Source organism: Pantoea sp. USMM079, from assembly GCF_037153115.1.
Classification (GTDB): Bacteria; Pseudomonadota; Gammaproteobacteria; order Enterobacterales; family Enterobacteriaceae; genus Pantoea; species Pantoea communis.
Window position 1 is genome coordinate 1 of the sequence record NZ_JBBCKX010000009.1, and the last position, 21,313, is coordinate 21,313.

Annotated in this window: 11 protein-coding genes, 1 tRNA gene and 1 pseudogene; 2 read left to right on the forward strand and 11 right to left on the reverse strand. The window is 57.6% G+C overall.

Annotation, left to right across the window (positions count from 1 at the left end; all coding sequences use genetic code 11):
- Positions 1-271: 271 nt before the first annotated feature.
- The 9 genes from WFP70_RS14105 to WFP70_RS14145 form a co-directional block, all read right to left on the reverse strand.
- A complete protein-coding gene (locus tag WFP70_RS14105) occupies positions 272-1,666 on the reverse strand; it encodes an efflux transporter outer membrane subunit (RefSeq protein WP_337023625.1) in 1,395 nt (464 codons plus the stop codon).
- A gap of 3 nt (positions 1,667-1,669) precedes the next feature.
- Complete coding sequence (locus WFP70_RS14110) at positions 1,670-4,771, reverse strand: efflux RND transporter permease subunit (RefSeq protein WP_160868315.1); 3,102 nt, start codon at positions 4,769-4,771, stop codon at positions 1,670-1,672.
- Entirely contained in the window at positions 4,771-7,959 is a 3,189-nt protein-coding gene (locus WFP70_RS14115; protein WP_337023626.1) for an efflux RND transporter permease subunit, read from the reverse strand. The genes WFP70_RS14110 and WFP70_RS14115 overlap by 1 nt, the downstream gene beginning before the upstream one ends.
- Positions 7,956-9,200, reverse strand: coding sequence for an MdtA/MuxA family multidrug efflux RND transporter periplasmic adaptor subunit (locus tag WFP70_RS14120; RefSeq protein ID WP_337023627.1), 1,245 nt, complete (start codon positions 9,198-9,200; stop codon positions 7,956-7,958). The genes WFP70_RS14115 and WFP70_RS14120 overlap by 4 nt, the downstream gene beginning before the upstream one ends.
- A 142-nt stretch (positions 9,201-9,342) precedes the next feature.
- A complete protein-coding gene (locus tag WFP70_RS14125; RefSeq protein WP_337023628.1) occupies positions 9,343-10,743 on the reverse strand; it encodes an efflux transporter outer membrane subunit in 1,401 nt (466 codons plus the stop codon).
- Positions 10,733-13,867 carry an efflux RND transporter permease subunit gene (locus WFP70_RS14130; protein ID WP_337023629.1) on the reverse strand — a complete coding sequence of 1,045 codons (3,135 nt, stop codon included), beginning with the start codon at positions 13,865-13,867 and terminating at the stop codon, positions 10,733-10,735. Before WFP70_RS14130 ends, WFP70_RS14125 begins: the two co-directional genes overlap by 11 nt.
- 9 nt (positions 13,868-13,876) lie before the next feature.
- Complete coding sequence (locus WFP70_RS14135) at positions 13,877-15,013, reverse strand: efflux RND transporter periplasmic adaptor subunit (protein WP_337023630.1); 1,137 nt, start codon at positions 15,011-15,013, stop codon at positions 13,877-13,879.
- 199 nt (positions 15,014-15,212) lie between these two features.
- Positions 15,213-15,401: a hypothetical protein gene (locus tag WFP70_RS14140; protein WP_058961818.1), complete on the reverse strand. Its 189-nt coding sequence runs from the start codon at positions 15,399-15,401 to the stop codon at positions 15,213-15,215.
- Positions 15,402-15,826: 425 nt separating this feature from the next.
- Entirely contained in the window at positions 15,827-16,216 is a 390-nt protein-coding gene (locus tag WFP70_RS14145) for a penicillin-binding transpeptidase domain-containing protein (protein WP_153012330.1), read from the reverse strand.
- An 81-nt stretch (positions 16,217-16,297) separates the two neighbouring features.
- Between WFP70_RS14145 and WFP70_RS14150 the strand changes: the two genes are divergently transcribed.
- Positions 16,298-16,410, forward strand: a tRNA-OTHER gene (locus tag WFP70_RS14150).
- Positions 16,411-16,966: 556 nt separating this feature from the next.
- Here the strand turns inward: WFP70_RS14150 and WFP70_RS26795 are convergent.
- Together WFP70_RS26795 and WFP70_RS14160 are read right to left on the reverse strand one after the other, a co-directional pair.
- Positions 16,967-17,557: pseudogene (locus WFP70_RS26795) on the reverse strand (peptidoglycan synthase); the annotation flags it as partial.
- 285 nt (positions 17,558-17,842) lie between these two features.
- On the reverse strand, positions 17,843-20,104 hold the full coding sequence (locus tag WFP70_RS14160) for a molybdopterin-dependent oxidoreductase (RefSeq protein WP_337023631.1): 2,262 nt from the start codon (positions 20,102-20,104) through the stop codon (positions 17,843-17,845).
- A 197-nt stretch (positions 20,105-20,301) separates the two neighbouring features.
- On the opposite strand from WFP70_RS14160, the gene galR reads away from it, so the two are divergent.
- Complete coding sequence (gene galR, locus WFP70_RS14165) at positions 20,302-21,303, forward strand: HTH-type transcriptional regulator GalR (protein WP_034823157.1); 1,002 nt, start codon at positions 20,302-20,304, stop codon at positions 21,301-21,303.
- Positions 21,304-21,313: the final 10 nt, after the last annotated feature.

Below are 21,313 nucleotides of genomic sequence, written 5' to 3' on the forward strand. Positions count from 1 at the left end.
GTGGTGTGATGAGAAAGCTGGTGCATATCTGCTTCGGTGTGCTGATGAAACAGCAGAGATATGACGAGAATTACGCAGTAGCGGCTTGACGTGCAAGACGGTAGCTGCGGGCTATCCTGGCAGACTCATTCTGTTCGGCGCTGCGGATTGCCCTCCCCAAAGCGCCCCCAGCCTGCTTATTAGCTTAGGTGCATATCATTGAGAAGGACCATACGCCCATTAGCTTAGGTGCATAACATTGAGAGGGGCTATACACCTGGAGCGGTTAAAATCACCCCTGCCAACCCCCGCCTAGCGCGGCGATCAGCTCAACGCTGCTCACCCACTGGGTGTTCTGCAGTGACAGCAAGCTCTGCTGCTCACTCAGACTGCTGTTTTCGGTGGTCGCCACATCAAGGTAATCAATCATTCCGGCATCATACTGATTGCGCGTCACGCGTGCTGACTCCTGCGCAGCGCTGGTCGCCAGCTGCTGTGAAGCTATCTCGCCCTTCAGCGTATTCAGCTGCACCAGATAATCTTCCACTTCCCCCATCGCCGTCAGCACCGACTGGCGATAATCCGCCACGCTGGCGTCATAGGCGGCGCGGGCCTGCTCCACTTTGGCTGAGGTGGCACCGAAGTCCAGCAGCGTGCCGCTCAGCTCCGGCCCTAATGACCAGACGCGGTTTGGCAGTGAGAACAGACTGTTGATGGCCGATGAACTCACGCCGCCCGTGGCACTTAACGTCAGATCGGGATAGTAACCGGCAATCGCTACGCCCACCGCCGCATTGGCCGCTGCCACGTTACGTTCGGCATAAGCAATATCCGGACGACGCTGCAACAACGCAGAAGGCAGGCTGTTAGGGATGGCTGGCAGCGTGGCATCCAGCTTCGCCACTGGCAGCGAGAAATCAGCCGGTGCACGGCCCAGCAACAGCGCAATGGCGTGTTCCGACTGCGCGCGCTGCCACTGATAATCCTGTGCTGAGGCGCGCGCGCTCTCCAGTTGCATCTGCGCCTGTGCCAGCGTGGCGCGAGATTCGCTGCCCGCCGAGTACTTATTCTGAATCACCGTTAGATAGCGCTGATAGGCATCGATACTGCGCTGATACAGAGCAATTTTTTCGTCGAGGATGCGCAGCTGGAAGTAATCCTGCGCCAGCTCCGATTGGGCACTTAGGGTGATATTCGCCAGTTCGGCCTTACTCGCCTGCGCGCTGGCTTTGTTCTCTTCCAGCGTACGGCGCAGTTTGCCCCACAAATCCAGCTCCCAGCTGGCGCTGAGATCGGCGGCATGCGCGTTGCTGACGCTGCGCTGCCCGGTGGTGCTGGCGCGACTACCGCTGCGCGTGCTGCTGACGTCGTAGCTTACCGACGGGAATAGTGCCGCGCGCGACTGCGAGGTCAGCGCCTGCGCTTCACGGTACTGCGCGGCATAGCTCGCCACGTTCTGGTTGGAGATGCTCACCTGACGCAACAGGCTATCCAGCGTGGCATCGTGATACACCGACCACCAGTCGCCTTTGCTCTGCTCATCCTGCGGCGTGGCCTGCTGCCAGCCTTTGGCTTCTTTAAAATGCGTCGGAATCGCCATGGTGGGGCGCTGATAATCCGGCCCCACCGCACAACCCGCCAGCAACAGTGCCACTACCATCGGGGTAAATTTCAGAACATTTTTCATCGATCAGGATTCCACATGACGCATGCGCTGCCACTGACGTTTGGTGGCGCGGCTTAAACTATCGAGCCAGAGATAAACAACCGGCGTGGTAAACAGGGTTAACAACTGGCTGAGTGCCAGACCGCCGGCAATTGCGATGCCAAGCGGACTGCGTAAATCCGCATCGCCGCCGCTGCCCAATGCCAGCGGCAAAGCACCAAAGAAGGCGGCCAGCGTGGTCATCATGATCGGACGGAAACGCATCAGACAGGCCTGCGTGATCGCCTGCTTCGGCGACATGCCCTGCGTGCGCTCAGCATGGATTGCAAAGTCGATCATCATGATGGCGTTCTTCTTCACGATGCCGATTAGCAGAATGATGCCGATCAGGGCAATCACCGTCAGTTGGGTATTGGTGAGCAGCAGCAGCAGCAGCGCGCCAACCCCCGCCGATGGCAGTGTCGAAAGAATGGTGATGGGATGGATGTAGCTCTCATACAGCACGCCCAGCACGATATACACCGCCGCCAGTGCGGCAATAATCAGCCACGGCATGGTGGCGGTCAGCTGTGCAAAGGCGGCTGCGGTACCGGCAAATCCGGCCTGAATGGTGGACGGCAGGCCGAGCTGCGCCATCGCCTGTTTAATCAGCGCCTGCGCCTGCTCCAGTGACACACCATCATTCAGGTTAAAGGCAACGGTGCTGGTGGCCGACTGACCCTGATGCGCCACCGACAGCGGCGCATTACCGCCTTTGAAGCTGGCGAAAGCAGAGAGCGGCACGCGATCGCCGCTGTCGTTAATCACATACAGCTCTTTCAAAATCTCCGGATCGCGCGTGTAGCTGTCCTGCAACGACATCACCACATGATACTGATTCAGCGTGTGATAGAGCGTGGCGACCTGGCGCTGGCTGAAGGCGTTGTTCAGCATGGTATCCAGCATCTGCACATTCACGCCAAGGCGTTGCGCGCGGTCGCGATCGATATTGATCACCACTTCCTGGCCGCCGGTTTGCGAATCGGAGTCCACGCTGTTGAGCTGTGGGATCGCCGCCAGCGCGGCCTGCACTTTCGGCGTCCACTCGCGCAGCACATCCAGATCGTCCGCCTGCAAGCTGTATTGATAGGTGGCGTTGGCACTGCGCCCACCAATATGCAGATCCTGCGCCGCCATCAGGAACATCTGCGCCCCGGCGATATGGCTGGTCTTCAGGCTCAGTCGATTGGCGACTTCGGTGGCCGTGGCATCGCGATCGCTAAAGTCTTTAAGACGCACAAAGAAGTTGGCGCTATTGCGCGAGCCAAACATGCCGCTGCCCATCGACGACATCACGCTGTCCACAGCGGGATCGGACTGGATGATCTTGGTGAACTCCAGCATCTTCGGCTTCATCGCCTGGAACGAGATGTTTTGATCGGCGCGCAGTGCGCCCATCAGCAGGCCGGTATCCTGATTGGGGAAGAAGCCCTTCTGCACCACGGTGAACAGAAACAGGTTGAGCAACACCGTCAGCACCAGGCTGAACATGGTGATCTTCTGGTGCGCCATCACCCACGCCAGACCACGCGAGTAGGCTGCCAGCAAAGCATTGAGCTGGTTTTCGATAAACTGATATAGCGGATGCGGGCGCTTGCTGACTTTCGGTTTTGGCTTCAGCAGCCGCGCGCATAGCATCGGCGTCAGGCTCAGCGAGACAAACATCGAGATCAACAGCGAGACGGTGAGCGTCACCGCAAACTCGCGGAACAGACGACCGACAATACTGCCCATCAGCAGGATCGGGATAAACACCGCCACCAGCGACATAGTCATCGACAGCACAGTGAAACTCACTTCCTGCGCGCCTTTTAGCGCCGCCCGCAGCGGACTCAAACCTTCTTCGATATGGCGGGTAATGTTCTCCAGCACCACGATGGCATCATCGACGACAAATCCAGTGGCGATGATCAGTGCCATCAGCGACAGGTTATCGAGGCTGTAGCCCAGCAGATACATCACCGCACAGGTGCCAATCAACGACACCGGGAGTGCCAGCGCCGGGATCACCACCGCCTGCACGTTACGCAGGAACACAAACACCACCGCGATCACCAACAGCATGGCGATCAGCAGCGTCTCTTCGGTGTCGTACAAAGATTCACGCACCGTCGGGGAACGATCCACCACCACTTTCAACTGGGTATCCGCAGGCAGATCTTTTTCCAGCGCTGGCAACTGCGCTTTGATGGCATCAATGGTGTCGAGCATATTGGCACCGGCCTGGCGCTTAATGCCCACCATGACTGACGGCTGCGAATTGAGGAAACCGGCCTGATACTGATCTTCCACCGAATCGTAGACGGTGGCGACATCGTGCAGGCGCACCGCTTTGCCGTCTTTATAGCTGACGATCAGATCCTGATACTGCGCCGCTTTATCTAACTGACCGTTGCTGTCCACCACCCATGATTGCTGGCTACCCTGCAGAATGCCCTTGGGTTTGTTGGTGGTGCTGTTGGCGATGGCTTCACGCACCGTGTCCAGCGAGATGCCGTATTGCGCCAGCTTGAGCGGTTGCAGATCGATACGCACGGCGGGCAAGGCGCTGCCCATTAGTGACACTTCGCCCACGCCCTTGACCTGCCCCATCGCCTGCTCAATTTTGCTCTCGGCCAGGTCGTAGAGCTCACCCGGCGTGCGCGTGGCGGAGGTCAACGCCAGCATCACAATCGGTGCATCGGACGGGTTAGCTTTGCGATAGGTCGGCAGTGATTCCATCGCGCTCGGCAGCAGACTGCGCGCGGCGTTGATCGCCGCCTGCACATCGCGCGCCGCGCCGTTGATGTCGCGGTCGAGATCAAACTGCAAAATCACGCTGGTGGAGCCCTGCGAACTGGTCGAAGTCATTTCGGTGACGCCCGCGATCTGCCCGAGCGAGCGCTCCAGCGGCGTCGCCACCGTGGCCGCCATGGTCTCCGGGCTGGCACCGGCTAAGCTGGCGCTGACCATAATGGTCGGGAAATCCACCTGCGGCAGAGGAGCCACCGGCAACAGCCGATAACCCAGCAAACCGAGCAGCATGATCGACAACGTTAATAGCAACGTGGTGACCGGACGGAAGATAAACAGTCTGGTGAGGTTCATTACTCGCTCCGCGCCTGCTGCTGTTTACGCTGCATATAGCGCTTGCCGCGCTGCGCAATGCCATCGAACCACAGATAAATCACCGGCGTGGAGAACAGCGTCAGCACCTGGCTGACAATCAACCCCCCGACAATTACCAGACCAAGCGGTTGACGCAGTTCGGCGCCGGATCCTGAGGCCAGCATCAGCGGCAGTGCACCGAGCAATGCCGCCATGGTGGTCATCAGGATCGGACGGAAGCGCAGCAAGCAGGCCTGATGAATCGCATCACGCGCACTCATGCCCTGCTTGTTTTCGGCCTCCAGCGCGAAGTCGATCATCATAATCGCGTTCTTCTTCACGATGCCGATCAGCAATATCACCCCGATCAGCGCAATCAAGCTGAACTCACTGCCCGCCAGTAATAACGTCAACAGCGCACCCACCGCCGCTGATGGCAGCGTCGAGAGAATCGTCACCGGATGAATAAAGCTCTCGTACAGGATGCCCAACACCACATACATGGTGATCAGTGCGGCCAGAATCAGCCACAGCGTGTTACCGGTCGCGCTCTGGAATGCCGAGGTTTCCCCCTGATAGCGCAGCGTAATGCTGGATGGCAGATCCAGCTGCTGCGTCACTTCGGCAATCGCCTTCTGCCCATCCTCCAGCGAATAACCGCTGTTGAGATTGAACGACACCATCACCGCCGGGAACTGATTCAGACGCATATGCATCAGTGAACCGGTGCGCTGGTGAATGGTGGCAATTGAGGTCAGTTTCACCATGCCCGTGGTGGTGGTGTCGCTGTCGGAACTGGTGGTTGAGCTGCTGCTGGATGTGCTGCCCGAACTGCTGCTGGTTGATGTGCTGGAACTGCTGCTCACCGGCAGATAAACATCATCAAACGACGCTGGTGACTGCTGATACTGCGGTGCCACTTCCAGCACCACACGATACTGATTGGCCTGGGTAAAGATGGTGGAAACCAGACGCTGACCGAAGCTGTTGTAAAGCGCCGTATCCACATCCGAGGCGGTAATGCCGTAGCGCGCGGCTTTGTCGCGGTTCAGTTCGACATAGGCGACACGGCCCTGATCCTGCAGGTTACTCACCACGCCGTTAAATTCCGGGCGCTGCTGCAAGGCCGCCACCATCTTCGGCGTCCAGCTCACCAGGTTTTCACTGTCTGCGTCATCCAGCGTGAACTGATACTGGCTCGGCGTGACCTGATCGTTGACCGTCAAATCCTGCGCCGGTTGCAGATAGAGCTGAATGCCCGCCACCTGCTCCGCCGCCTGCTGCAGCTGTTTGATCACCACATCGGCTTTGTCATCGCGCTCATCAAACGACTTCAGGTTGATTTGGATACGGCCACTGTTGAGGCTGGTGTTGCTGCCGTCAATCCCGATGGTGGAAGAGAGGCTATCCACCGACGGGTTCTGCAGAATCACTTTCGCCAGCGCCTGCTGACGCTTCGACATCTCGCTAAACGACACATCCTGCGACGCCACGGTGACACCCTGAATCAGTCCGGTATCCTGTGTCGGGAAGAAGCCTTTCGGGATGGCGATATACAGCAGCGCTGTCAGCGCAAAGGTCGCCAGCGCCACCAGTAACGTCAACTTCTGATGGTTCAGCACCACGGTCAGAAGACGGTCATAGCCACGCACCAGCTTATCGAAAATTTGCCCGCCCTTGCGCGAGAAGCGCGACTGCTTCTCTTCCGGGATATGCTGCAACAGGTAAGCGCACAGCATTGGCGTTAGCGTCAGTGACACCACCATCGACACCAGAATCGACACCGCCAGCGTAATGGCGAACTCGCGGAACAAGCGCCCTACCACATCGCCCATAAACAGCAGCGGAATCAGTACTGCAATCAGCGAGAAGGTCAGCGAGATGATGGTGAAGCCGATCTGCTGCGAGCCTTTCAGCGCCGCCTGCATCGGCGTTTCGCCCTCTTCCAGCCGACGCGAAATGTTCTCCACTACCACAATCGCATCATCGATGACGAAGCCGGTGGCGATGGTCAGCGCCATCAGCGACAGGTTATTCAGGCTGAAATCGGCCAGATACATCACGCCGAAAGTGCCAATCAGTGACAGCGGCACCGCCACGCTTGGAATCAGCGTCGCCGCCACATTGCGCAGGAACAGGAAGGTGACCATCACCACCAGCGCCACCGACAGCATCAGCTCAAACTGCACGTCGCTGATGGATGCACGGATGGTTTGGGTGCGATCCGACAAGATGCTCATCTTCACGCCATCGGGCAACGCGGCCTGCAGGGTTGGCAGCTGCGCTTTGATGCTGTCCACCACCTGAATCACGTTGGCACCAGGCTGGCGCTGCACGCTGATCACAATCGCCGGGCTGTTATTGGCCCACGCCGACTGGAAGCTGTTTTCCGGACCCTGTTCAATGTGCGCGATGTCTTTCAGGCGCAGTGCGGCACCGTTCTGATAGGTGATGATCAGATTGCCGTACTCATCGGCGGTGCGCAGCTGATCGTTGGCATCGATGGTCACCGAATGGTATTTGCCATCGAAGCCGCCTTTTGAGCCATTGACGTTGCTGTTGCTGATCAACGTATTCACGTCTTCCAGCGACAGCTTGTGTGCCGCCAGCGCTTTCGGGTCCATCTGCACGCGGATAGCTGGCTGATGACCACCTGCCAATGTCACCATGCCGACGCCGTTAATCTGCGACAGCTTCAGCGCCACGCGGGTGTTCACCAGATCCTGCACCTGCGTCAGCGGCAGGTTATCCGAGCTGGCCGCCAGCGTAATCACCGCCGTATCCGCCGGGTTGACCTTTTTATAGGTCGGCGGATTGGGCAGATCGCTCGGCAGCAGGTTGTTGGCGGCATTGATCGCCGCCTGCACTTCCTGCTCGGCGACATCCAGCGACAGATCGAGGCTGAATTTTAGCGTGATGATCGAGGAGCCACCGGAGCTGGTGGAGGTCATCTGGCTTAAACCGGCCATCTGCCCCAGCTGGCGTTCCAGCGGTGAGGTCACAGACGATGCCATCACATCCGGGCTGGCCCCGGGATACAGGGTGGTGACCTGAATGGTCGGATAATCCACCTGCGGCAGCGCCGAGGTGGAGAGGAATTTATAGGCAAAGATCCCGGAAATCAGCACGCCGACCATCAGCAAGATGGTGGCGACGGGACGCTGGATAAACAGACGTGACGGATTCATTTTTTGGCCGCTGTGGCAGTTTTGCTGTCATCGGCCAGAGAGACTTTACTGCCGTTGGTCAGGCGATCGATGCCTTCGGTAACAAGACGCTCGCCCGGCTCGACACCTTTTAGGATCGACTGCTGATCTTCACCAAACGCCGGGCCGGTGGTCACGGCTTTGCGCGTCACGGTGTTGTCTTGATTGATCACAAACACAAAGCTGCCGTCGCTGCTCAGTTGCAGCGCCTGCGCCGGGATCACCGTGGCGTTATTCAGAATGTTGGTTTGCAGGCGCAGGTTGACAAACTGATTGGCAAACAGCGACTCATCTTCATTCGGGAAAGTGGCTTTCAGCTCGATGGTGCCGGTGCTGGTATCGATCTGGTTGCTAATGAACTGCACGCTGCCTTGAGCCAGTTGGGTGCTGTTGTCCTGATCAAAAGCCACCGCCGGTAAACTCTGCCCGTTATGCAGCGCTTTGGTGAGCTGCGCGATATTGCTCTGCGGCACGCTGAAGGTCACGGCTGCGGGCTGCATCTGCGTCACCACCACAATGCCCGTAGTATCAGTGGTTTGCACCATATTGCCGGGATCGACCAAACGCAGGCCAACACGGCCGCTGACTGGCGAGGTGATGCGCGCGTATTCAATATCCAGCTTTGCACTGGCGATCTGCGCCTGATCGGCTGCCACTGCGCCTTTGTACTGCCCAACGGTGGCCGTTTGCGTGTCGAGATCCTGGCGTGACAACGAGTCCTGGGCCGCCAGTTTTTTGTAGCGGGCCAGCGTCAACTCGGCGCTTTTCAGCAATGCCTGGTTCTGATTGAGATCGCCCTGATACTGCGCCAGTGTCGCCTGATAGCTGCGTGGATCGATCTGCGCCAGCAGCTGTCCGGCCTCGACTTTTTGCCCTTCGGTAAAGAACACTTTTTCCAGTTGACCCGCTACGCGGCTGGTCACGGTAACGCTGGCATTGGGGATCACCGTGCCCAGCGCATTGAGATACACCGGCACGTTGGCCGTCGTGGCCACGCCACTGTGCACCAGCGTGGCACTGCCGCCCATCATCGCCATGCCCGGAGGTCCACCTGCGCCCCCGCGATGACCGCCTTTTCCGCCTCCTGGTGGCATGCCGCCCGGCGCACCGCCATGGCCGCCGACAACGCGCCAAATCACGCCAGCCACGATTAACACAACAAGTAAAATGAGTAGCCATTTCAGCCAGTGGAAACGCGATTTGCCAGGGGAATTAATTGTCATCGGACTCTTCAGATAAACAGGAAAAAGGAAAATCCCCTGCACTAACAGGGGATTATTTCAAAGGAAATCATCACTGCTTGTATTATCAGCTGAAGTGCCATGGAATTTCCATGGAGAAACCGTAAGGGTAACGTTAAGGCACTCAGGCCTTCCAACCGCCTCCTAAGGCTTTATACAAGGTGATTTTCTCGCTCAACTGGCCCAGATGTGCACTGATTAACGACTGCTGCGAACTGTAAAGCGATCGCTGGGCCACTAATACATTGAGATAATTGTCTACACCTTGCTTAAAGCGCATTTCGGAATAGTCGTAATCGCGTTGATTAGCACCGACCTCCTGTTGCAGCGCTGTCAGCTGATCCTGCCAGGTATCCTGACCGGCCAGCGCATCATTCACCTCTTTGAACGCGGTTTGAATCGCTTTCTCATAGTCAGCAATTTCAATGCGTTTCTCGATGTGCGCGATGTTGAGATTAGCCTCGTTTTTGCCGCCGTCAAAGATCGGCAGATTTATTGAGGGTACGAATGACCAGGCGCCGGTGCCGCCGCCCAGCAAACTGCCGAGCGAACTGCTGGTCGATCCGCCAGAAGCGGTCAGCGTGATGCTCGGGAAGAACGCGGCACGCGCTGCGCCAATATTGGCATTCGCCGCTTTCAGGGTATGTTCTGCGGCCATGATATCCGGACGACGCGTCAACAGATCAGATGGCAAGCCCGCTGGCGTGGCCGGGAACTGCCAGTTGACGTCCAGCGTCGCGTGGGACAACAAGGTAGCGGGCAGATCGGTGCCCACCAGCAAGCGCAGCGCATCCACATCCTGCCGTACCTGACGCGTATAGCTCGCCACATCCGCCTGCGCAGCCCGCACCGTGCTCTCTGCCTGCGCCAGATCCTGATCGCTACTGGCCCCGCCGTTGTAGCTGAGTTGCGTCAGACGATACGACTCTTGCTGACTTTTGGCGGTATTTTGCGCCAGATGCAGCAGATCGTTATCCGAACTCAAGGTTAGCCAGGCGGTGGCCACCTCCGAAATCAGCGAGATGCGCGTGGCGCGTTCGGTCGCGGCGGTGGACAGATAGGTTTCCTGCGCTTCATCACGCAAGCTCTGTAAACGACCAAAGAAGTCCAGCTCCCACGAGGTGACGCCCAGACCGGCGTTCAACTCGTGATAGGTCACCGCACCGCTGGTCTTGGTGTTATAGAGGTTGGCCGGTTCATGCGCCGAGGTCTGGCTGGCGGTAGCATTGATTGACGGCATTAACGCCGCACGCTGCACCGTGACGCTCTGCTGTGCCTCTTCGACATTTAGCGCCGCGACGCGCAGGTCACGGTTGTTGTCGAGTGACAGCTGAATCAGATTGCGCATCGTGGCGTCAGTGAAGAAGTTCTGCCACGGCAGATCCGCCACGTTGCCCACCGGCGTGGGCTGATCGTACTTCGCGTCTACCGGCATTGCGGGGCGCTGATAGTGGGGTGCCAGCGTACAGCCCGCCAGCGCCATGGCCAGCGGCAGCAGCGCCATACGGAAAGTTTTAGTGTTCATGCGTTGTCACCTCTGCGGATGCTTTTTTCTTGCGGGCGAAGAACTGCGAAACCACCACGTAGAACATCGGAACAAAGAAGATGGCGAGGAAGGTGGCGGTGATCATCCCGCCTGCTACCGCCGTACCAATCGAGTGCTGGCTACCTGCGCCTGCACCGTTAGAGATAGTCAGCGGCAGCACGCCGAGAATAAACGCCATCGACGTCATGATAATCGGTCGGATACGCAGTCTCGCGGCTTCCACCGCTGCCTCGACCAGCGTTTTGCCTTCCCGTTCATGTAGCTCTTTGGCGAACTCGACGATCAGGATGGCGTTTTTCGCCGCCAGCCCGACCGTGGTGAGTAAGCCCACCTGGAAGAACACATCGTTCTGCAAGCCACGCAGCAGCACCGCACTGATGGTGCCGAGAATGCCGAGCGGCACCACCATGATCACTGAGAACGGAATCGACCAGCTCTCGTACAGCGCGGCCAGACACAGGAACACCACCAGAATCGAGATCAGATACAGCTGGGTAGTCTGGTTGCCGGACGCCTGCTCTTCATACGAAATGCCGTACCACTGCACGCGGAAGCCTTTGGGCAACTGCTTCGCCAGCTGTTCCACCGCTTTCATCGCTTCACCGGTGCTCTGCCCTGCCGCAGGCGATCCGAGGATCTCTTCAGAGGTCAGGCCGTTAAAGCGTTCGAAGTGTGGCGAGCCGTAAACCCATTTGCCGCTGGCGAAGGCGGAGAAGGGCACCATGGTGCCGCTGCTGTTGCGGAAGTACCATTTATCGAGATCGGATGGCGTGACGCGTGAATCGGCTTTACCCATCAGGTAAACCTCTTTCACACGGCCGTTATACATAAACTGATCGATATAGCTGGAACCCCACGCCACTGACAGCGTGTTGTTGATGTCTGTCATGCTCAGGCCCAGCGCGCTGGCCTTCTCGTCATTGATCTCCAGCTGATACTGCGGCTCATCTTCCAGTCCGTTCATGCGCACCTGCGCCAGATGCGGATCTTTGTTGGCCAGATCGATTAACTGGTGCGTGGCATCCATCATCTGCTGATGGGTGTGCGCGCCCGTATCCTGGAGATAGAGATCGAAGCCAGTGGCGTTACCCAGCTCCATCACCGCAGGCGGCACCATGGCGAAGATTTTGGCGTTTTTGTAGTTGGCAAAATGCGCCATCACCCGGTTCGCCAGATCCTGCACGCTTTGCCCGCTGTGTGTACGATCGCTCCAGTCCTTCAGGCGCACGAAGGCCATGGCGTTACTCTGGCCGCGACCCGCAAAGTTAAAGCCCGCCACGCCAAAGGTGGTGGTGACCACTGAGGCTTCATTCTTCTGCAGGTAGTCATTGAGATCGTTGATCACCTGCTGCGTACGCTGTGAAGAGGCGTTCACCGGCAGCGTCATCTGCACCATCATCAAGCCCTGATCTTCTGCAGGCAGGAACGTAGTGGGCACACGCGTAAACAAAAAGCCCGTCACGCCGACGATCACCAGGTAGATCACCAGGAACAGGCCGCGACGGGAAATAACGTTGTTAACGCCGCGCGTATAGTGCATCGCGCCGCTGTCGAACTTACGGTTAAACCAGCCAGCAAAACCGGTGGTCTTGTGCTCCGCCGCCGAAGGTTTGAGCAGGGTGGCACAGAGTGCAGGGGTAAAGATCAGCGCCATGATCACCGACAGCGCCATCGCCGACACAATGGTGATCGAGAACTGGCGGTAAATCACCCCGGTCGAGCCGGAGAAGAACGCCATTGGCAGCAGCACCGCTGACAGCACCAGCGCAATACCAAACAGTGCGCCCTGTATCTGCTGCATCGACTTGATGGTGGCGGTTTTCGGATCGAGATGTTCTTCGTGCATCACACGCTCGACGTTCTCCACCACCACGATGGCATCATCCACCAACAGCCCTATCGCCAGCACCATACCGAACATGGTCAGGGTGTTGATGCTGTAACCGAAGGCCGACAGGATGCCGAAGGTACCGAGCAACACCACCGGCACCACCAGGGTAGTAATCAGGGTGGCGCGCAGGTTTTGCAGGAACAGCAGCATGACGAAGAACACCAGCACCACCGCTTCGATTAGCGTTTTCACCACTTCTTCAATCGAGGCGCTGACCACTGGCGAAGTGTCATACGGATACTGAATTTCAACATTATCCGGCAGTGAGTCTTTCAGATCGGCTATGGTCTGGCGCACCGCTTTGGCGGTATCCAGTTCGTTCGCCCCGGTGGCCAGACGCAGCGCGATACCTGCCGCGGGCTTGCCGTTCATGGTGGCGTCAATGCCGTAGCTCTGCGGACCGAGCGCCACGCTGGCAACGTCTTTCAAACGCACCTGTGAACCATCGCTGTTCACTTTCAACAGCACATTTTCAAACTGCTGCACCGTGGTGAAGCGAGTTTTCCCCAGTACCGTGGCCTGCGTTTTGGCGCCCTGAATGGTCGGTAACCCGCCGAGTGAACCGGACGACACCTGCACGTTCTGGTTATCAATGGCGGTGGTGACATCACTCGGCATCAGGTTGTACTTGTACAGTTTGGCGGGATCGAGCCAGATGCGCATGGCATATTCCGAACCCAGTACCATAAAGTCACCGACGCCTGGCGTACGCGAGATCGGATCTTCCAGCTTCGACACCAGCATATCCGCGAGATCGCCGTTGCTCAGCTTGCCGTCTTTAGAGATCAGCCCGATGACCATCATGAAGTTCTTTTGGTACTTACGGATACGGATCCCTTGCTGGGTCACGTCGGTTGGCAACTGCGATTCCGCCAGCGAGACGCGGTCCTGTACCTGCACCTGGGCGATATCCGGATTGATGCCCTGGTTAAAGGTGGCGATGATCTGCGCACTGCCGTCCGAGGCACTGCTGGATTCCAGATAGCGCAAGCCATCCAACCCGTTCAACTGCTGCTCAATCACCTGCACCACGGTGTTCTGGGTGGTTTCGGCGCTGGCCCCCGGATAAGTCACCGAGATCGACACCGCAGGTGGGGAGATATTGGGATACTGATTGACCGGCAAACTGATGGCCGCAATCCCGCCCACCAGCATCACGATAATCGCGATAACCCAGGCAAAGATGGGACGTTCAATAAAAAACTTCGACATGCCGCCCCCTCATTGCGCTGCTGCGTCGGTCATCGACAGACTGACAGCGTTGGCGGATGGCGTGTCATGGGTGCTGGCGGCGGTGGTGGTGACTTTCGCCCCGGCACGCACACTTTGCAGATTGTTCACCACCACGTTTTCACCTTCGCTCAGGCCGGAGGTCACCAGCCATTCACCTTTGATCATCTCGCCGGTGTGAATGCTGCGCTGCTCAATGGTGTTATCGCTTTTCACCACGTAAACATACGGCTGGCCTTTGGTGTCATGCATGATCGACTCCTGCGGCACCAGAATCCCCTGCTGCTGAATGCCCTGCGGGAAGCTGGCGTGCACATACATGCCTGGCAGCAGTTCATTATGCGGGTTCGGGAACACCGCACGCAGCACCACGGTGCCGGTGGCGGTGTCGACGTTCACTTCCGAGAACGCCAGTTTGCCCTGCTGGCCATACTGGCTGTTGTCTTCCAGAGAGAGTCCGACCGCCGCCGTGTTGTCATCCACTTTGGCGATCTTGCCGTCGGCTAAGGCACGGCGCAGACGCAGCAGGTCGGTGGATGACTCACTGACATCAACATAGATCGGATCAAGTTGGGTGATGGTGGCGAGATAGTCGGTCTGCCCGTTGGTCACCAGCGCACCGGCGGTATACAGCGAACGGCTGATATGTCCGGAGATCGGCGCCTTCACCAGTGTGTAATCAAGATTGACCTTAGCGGTTTCCACATCGGCCTGTGCTTCACGCTCTGCCGCAACGGCATCGTCGTAAGTCTGCTGGCTGATGGCGTGTGCGGACGCCAGCGGCTGATAGCGTTTTGCCACCATGGCATCGTTTTGCCAGGTCGCCATCGCTTTGTCGTAAGCGGCTTTATAGGTCGCCGGATCGATCTGATAGAGCGGCTGGCCCGCTTTCACTTCGCCGCCTTCGGTAAACAGGATTTTCTGGATCACGCCGCTGACTTGTGGGCGCACCTGTGCGGTGCGGACCGCCTTGGTGCGGCCAGGCAGTTTTGTCACCAACGTAACGGGCTCAGATTTTAGGGCGATGACACCCACCTGGGGTGTCGCGGATGCAGCGGGCTTTGCTCCGCCCTGGTCACAGGCTGCCAGTAAAAACACCACGCTGGCAGAAAGAAGTTTCAGGCGCATAATTTTTCTCTGGATAGAAGGAGGGATAGTCACTGATGTGATGACATGCAAAAAATCATTGTAGGGAGGGAGTGATAAGGCGGTTGTTAAGGTTGCGTAAAATATATTTTCCAAAGGAAAATGGTAAACCTTTCGTGCCATAAATGGCTGTGAAAATTAGCTTTTTGCGGGTTTTTTACCGCCATGCAGAGCAACAGATTTACCCTTTCGGCTCGATCCCGCGACGGCGCAGTTCGCGACGCGCCAAATCTTTCAACCAGCACGATAGCGTGATGTTTTCATCTTCGGTGACTTCGCGCAGTTGGTCATGCAACTCCGGATGAATGCGTAACTGAAACGCCGTGGAGCGGCCCTCGCCTTTTGGCGTTCGGTCTTTGGTTTTTGGCATCGGGTCACACCTCAACGAATGGCAATAAAAAACGCCCCAAAGCCGCGCTACCAACACGGCAAGGGGCTGGCGAACCGAAATGGAATGCGGCATCGCGGTGCGTTACATACAGGTTACACGGCAAGATATTTTTATGTTGGCGGGGAAGTGTTAAGACTCAGACAAGAGGTGTGAGCGAGTTCGCTGAGTGCTGAATTTCAGGCAAAAAAAACCCACGCATCCGCGTGGGTCGGTGCAACCGAACAGGGTGAATACCTGAAGACAGGTATTGCTGCCGCAGCAGCCGATCTTCACACCAATCAATACCTCTGGGACTTTTATCGTCGCCGAAAGTGGTGTGAGAAAACAGCCGCAAATCGCAACGGAGTTCGGCGAAATGCAACGAGGTGTGAAAAGCACCTCACGGCAGTTACATCCTGATTTTACTAAGATTTATCCGAAGTCGGTTTGCTGTAAATGGCGTCAGGCGCAATGTTCATATGCTTCAACACCGGCCCCATAATGCTGCCGAAAATCGGCGCCGCTACCGAACCACCAAAGTGATCGCCCGCTGTCGGATGGTTGACCATCACCACCAGCGCCACCTCAGGATGGCTGGCAGGAGCAATACCGGCGGTGTAGTTGACGTAACCGCCATCGTACTTCCCGCTGGTGCCCATTTTCTCTGCGGTACCGGTTTTGGTCGCCAGGCGGTAACCCGGCACAGCGGCTTTGACGCCGGTACCGCCAGGCAATACGTCACTCTCCAGCATGTGCACCACGGTTTGCACGATTTGCGGATCGGCCACCTGCTTGCCCAACACCGGCGGTGTCACTTTGGTAATCGACAGTGGACGATATACGCCGTAAGAACCAAGCGTGGCGTATTCACGGGCGATTTGCAGCGGTGTGACGCGCAGGCCGTAGCCAAAGGCAAAGGTGGCGCGTTCAATATCTGCCCAGCGTTCACGGTGCAGCGGGAAGTAGCCCACGCTCTCGCCGGTTAACCCGAGTCCGGTCGGCTTACCCAGGCCAAACGCCTGATAGGTGTTCACCAGCGCTTCAGCAGGCATCGCCAGCGCAATGTGCGATACGCCGATATCACTCGATTTCTGCAAAATGCCCGTCATGGTCAGGCGCGGCCAGTGGCCGACGTCACGAATCAAGTGGCCGTTAACGCTGTAGGGTGTGGTATCGATCACCGAGTCAGCACGCACCAGATGACGCTCCAGCCCTTCCATCACCACCAGCGGTTTCACCGTTGACCCGGGTTCGTAGCTGTCATTGATCGCCGTGTTGCGCATCTGTGCAGGCGTGGCGTTATCGAAGTTGTTGGGGTTGAACGAAGGATAGGAAGCCATCGCCAGGATCTCGCCCGTATCAATCTTGATCAGCACTGCCGCACCGGAATCCGCTTTATTCAGCAACACGCCATCGCGCAGTTTGCTGTAGAGGGTGAACTGGTCAAACTTATCAATACTCAGCTGTACCGTTGGCGGCTGCTTCGGCGGCTCGTAATCCAGCATCGCCACGATATTGCCCTCTTTGTCCTGACGATAAACCTCTTTGCCCGGCTCGCCTTGCAGCACGTGGTCGAAACCTTTCTCCAGACCGTTCAGGCCATTGCTGTCAGCACCGACAATGCCAATCAACGGCGCAGCGGCTTCACTCATTGGATAGAAGCGGCTGTCGTTGTATACCGAGCTGATGCCCTTCAGGTGCAGTTCGGCGATGTCTTTGGCGATGCCCAGTTCGATTTTACGGCCAAGATAGAGGAAGCGTTTTTTCGGGTTCGCGGTGATCTGCTCACGCAACTCTTCCGGACGTAAGTTCAGCGCCGAGGCAAGATAGGTCCATTTGGCGTTGGTAAAGTCGGGATTGGCTTCCAGCACGCGCATCGGGTCGGCGATGATATCGCGCGCCGGTACGCTCAGTGCCAGTGCCTGGCCATCACGATCCAGTAAGGTGCCACGGTTGGTGGGCAAGGTGACGGTGCGCAGTGAACGCTGATCGGCCTCGTGCTCCAGCATCGGATGCTTAATCAGTTGCAGGTCACCGACGAAGATCAGCAGCAACACCATGCAGCTGAAGACACCCAGACAAATCAGGCGAAAACGAAACGGGTTAAATGGGGCTTTGATCTGGTCTTTTCCCAGAAGTTTTTTTATACGGGGCATAGCATTCCGCTGCAATAAACAGTTTTTTCAAGCTTGTTATCCGCAGTTATAAAGAAAGGTAAAGCGAGTTGACAGGAAAACTGTGTTTCAGTTCGTTAGCGGGAACGACAGGCAAAAAAACCTGCGCATCTGCGCAGGTCGGTGTAATCAAGAAAACTTTTTGATGTTCACCCATCAATACCTCTGGGACCCTGACTGTAGCAAGGTGGCATGACGGTTCTCCATCTCTCAAACGCAACAGTTACCCGCAAAATGTAACCAGCGGTGAGATTGTTAGCACCCCATTCACATCAGGTGTTTTTTGATTTCCACCAGGCAACTCATGGCGTTAGGGCCTTGCGTCAGTGACGAGGTGCCGATATCCAGCGTCAGCACATTGGGGTTACCGGCACGATCCCACGGCTGCCAGGTGCGGCCGAATCCGGGATCAAACCAGGCGCCAGTGGAGATAATCACCACCCCTGGCGTTAAGCCATCAGTCAGACGCACACCGGCCAGCATAAGGCCACGCGCATTACTGACTTCGATTTCGTCGCCATCCACAATCCCACGCGCACTGGCGTCCTGCGGATGCATATATAAGGTTTCACGCCCGGCCGTTTTATTCGCTTGCACCGTGGCAGTCGCGTCCATCTGGCTGTGCAGCCGATCCGAGGGCTGAATCGAGATCATATGCAGCGGGAAATCCCCGCTCAGCGGTGCGCCCAACCACTCCTGCGGCTCACGCCACTCGGGATGTCCGGCAAAATCTTCCAGTTGATAATCGGCGATGGTCTGACAGAACAGCTCGATTTTACCACTGGCGGTCTGGATCGGATGGGCCTGCGGGTTAGCACGGAAATCATCCATAAACACATACGGCTTGCCACCTTCCGGGATCTCAACGAAACCACGCTCCCAGAATTCACCAAACTCCGGGAAGTGGATATCTTTGCGCGCGTGCGCCACCGCACACTGCTGATACAGGTGTTCAATCCACTGCATCTCGTTGCGCCCTTCGGTAAACAGATCGCGGTAGCCAAGTCGATCGGCGATATCCGCAAAGATATCGAAGTCATGACGCGCCTGATGCTGCGGTTTCACCGCCTGATGCATCGCAAACACAAAACGATCGCGTGAAGATCCGCCGATGTCGTTGCGCTCCAGCGTGGTGGTGGCGGGTAACACGATATCCGCCATCTGCGCCGCCGGGGTCCAGACGATATCCTGCACGATCACGGTATCCGGGCGCTGCCAGCCTTCCACCAGGCGGTTAAGCTGCTGATGGTGGTGGAACGGATTACCGCCCGCCCAGTGCACCAGATGGATATCGGGATAGTGCAGGGTTTCGCCCTGGAAATGGTAAGGCTGGCCGGGATTGAGCAGCATATCGCTGATGCGCGCGACCGGAATCGAGAAGTTGCCGGGATTCGGCCCGGTGCTCATCATCGGCGCGGGCCCTTCCTGACGCGGATTACCGACGCTGTTCATCGAACCGTGACCAAAGGAGAAGCCGCCGCCCGGCAAGCCTGGCTGCCCCAGCATCGAGGAGAGTGCAATCATCATCCAGTACGGCTGCTCACCGCGATGGGCGCGCTGTACCGAGTAAGAACAGGTGATAAAGCTGCGTTTGCCGATCAGCTGCTGTGCCAGTAACGCGATACGCGCCGCCGGAATGCCGGTGATGGCACTCGCCCACGCCGGCGTTTTGGCGATGCCGTCGCTTTCGCCCAGCAGATATTCTCGCAGTTGCGGCCAGCCGGTGCAGTGACTGGCGAGGAAGCTTTCGTCCAGCGCATTGCGATGCGTAATCTCATAACCGAGCGCCAGCATCAGCGCCACATCGGTGTTGGGGCGAATCGGAATCCACTCGGCATTCACAAACGCCGGGCAGTCATCGCGCATTGGGCTGATGTTGATGATTGGCGTGCCTTTGGCGCTCAACTGCTCCAGCGCCGGTTTCAGGCTGTGCTGTCCGGCACCGCCCGACGCCACCTGGGCATTTTTCAGCGCCAGACCACCGAAGGCGATAAAGATGTCGGCATGTTCCACCACGCTCGGCCAGTCGGTGACGCGGCCGGTGAGCGGCATGTAGGTACCAATCACATAGGGCAGGAAGAACTGCGCGGCGCCCCAGCTATAGTTGCCCTGCTGGTCCACCCCGCCGCCGCCCTGGAAGTAGAAACGACGGATCAGGGTGCGCGCATGGTTAACGCGTCCCGCCGATGACCAGCCGTAGGAGCCGTTGAAAATACCCGATGCGCCGTAGCAATCGCGCACGCGGCGATTCTCTTCTGCCACCAGATCCAGTGCGGTATCCCAATCCACGGCGACAAAATCTTCACGTCCACGCAGCGTGCGATCGCTATTCTCACGTGACTTTAGCCATGAACGACGCACCATTGGCTGGCGGATACGCTTATCCGAGTAGACCAGTTCCGGGATGGTGTTGAGCATCGGCGACGGATCGGCGTCAGCAAAAAAGGGTTCACAGCCAATCAGGCGGTCGTTTTCCGTGACGGCAGTAAATGCGCCCCAGTGCGCCAGGTGTGGCACGCGTGTTTTCATGGTTATTGGGTCCGGCAGGCAGGTCTGAATCGTGCTGGCAGCATACCATGAGGCGATAGCAGGGCTAAAGCCCGTCTGTGAGCGCCTGATTTTCCGCACTTTTGCGACAGCGCTGGCATTCTCGCGGGTTGCTACAGGTACTGTTTTCCGTAACACTGATGGGATGTGTAAACGTTTTCCCGGATGCAAGTAACCGCATGGCTACCATTAAGGATGTTGCCCGCATGGCTGGGGTATCGGTCGCGACCGTTTCCCGCGTCATCAATAATTCGCCCAAAGCCAGCGAGAGTTCACGTCTCGCCGTGACCCAGGCAATGGAGCAGTTGCAGTATCACCCGAACGCCAATGCACGCGCGCTGGCGCAGCAATCCACCGAAACCCTTGGTCTGGTGGTGGGTGACGTTTCCGACCCGTTTTTTGGCGCGATGGTGAAAGCGGTTGATGAAGTCGCAGGTGCAACCGGCAACTTTCTGCTGATTGGTAACGGTTACCATATCGAGCAAAAAGAGCGTCAGGCGATTGAGCAACTGATGCGTCATCGCTGTGATGCGCTGGTGGTGCACGCCAAGAAAATTCCTGATGCCGACCTGGAAGTGCTGATGAAGCAAGTGCCGGGCATGGTGCTGCTCAACCGACTGCTGAAAGGCTTTGAATCGCGCTGCATCGCGCTGGATGACCGTTACGGTGCCTGGCTGGCAACGCGCCATCTGATTCAGCAAGGTCATACGCAAATCGCCTTTATCTGCTCGACCCACCCTATTTCTGACTCCGAAGACCGCCTGCAAGGTTACTACGACGCGTTGAAAGAGCACGGCTTACCGTCCAACGACCGCTTAGTGGCGTGGGGCGAGCCGGACGAAGTCGGGGGTGAACAAGCGATGACGGAATTGCTGGGGCGCGGTAAGCAGTTCACAGCGGTGGCCTGTTACAACGACTCCATGGCGGCTGGCGCACTGGCGGTGTTGAGTGATAACGGCATTCGCGTGCCGGAAGAGATGTCGCTGATTGGTTTTGATGATGTGCTGGTCTCACGCTATGTGCGTCCACGACTGACCACGGTGCGTTATCCGATTGTCACCATGGCGCAGCAGGCGGCGCAGCTGGCGCTGGCGTTAGCCAACGGCACGGAAATGCCAGAAGTGACCAATATGTTTAGCCCGACGCTGGTGAGAAGGCATTCGGTGAGCGGACCGGGTTGATCTCCAGGTG